This is a genomic window from Neisseria sp. P0019.S003 (assembly GCF_051957115.1).
Taxonomy (GTDB): domain Bacteria; phylum Pseudomonadota; class Gammaproteobacteria; order Burkholderiales; family Neisseriaceae; genus Neisseria; species Neisseria flavescens_D.
The window spans coordinates 1-446 of record NZ_JBQCWT010000089.1 but is presented as its reverse complement, the minus strand read 5'-3'; the positions used below and the strand labels follow the sequence as shown (position 1 = coordinate 446).

The window sequence follows — 446 nt, the reverse complement described above, 5'->3', positions numbered from 1 at the left end:
AAAAAGGGAAAAAGGAAAAAACGAAAACAGAAAAGAAAAAGGAGTAAAAAACGAAGAAAAAAAAGGAAGAGCCAGCGAAGGAAAAAAAGGAAGGAGAAAAGGGAAAGAAGAAAAAAAAGAGAAAAGAAAGAAAAAAGAAAAGAAAGGAGCAGAAAAGGGGAAAAGTACAGCCAAACGCCAGCCCGACTCTTTCAGACGGCCTGATGAAGCCCAAATCAAAGCAGCAACCAAACCGAAAGACAGCCAAGCTCCCACGCCCAATACAGCCAACGGGTCCAACAACAAAACAACGGCCAAAGCCTGCCAACATGCCGTCCAGCCCGAGCCGCCACTGCCGCGCCACCATGCCCACGCAAACGCAGCCAACATCAATACACTGTGTTGCGTAGGTACGGAAGAACCGGCCAACAGTGCATAAAACAAAGCAACGGCAAAACCACCAGCCA

General features: G+C 47.3%; 1 protein-coding gene. It reads right to left on the bottom strand.

Going from position 1 to position 446, the window contains the following annotated elements; genetic code table 11:
• Nucleotides 1-408: ComEC/Rec2 family competence protein (locus ACTHTS_RS11230; RefSeq protein WP_440370085.1), on the bottom strand; the 408-nt coding region annotated here is incomplete at its 3' end.
• Nucleotides 409-446 lie beyond the last annotated feature (38 nt).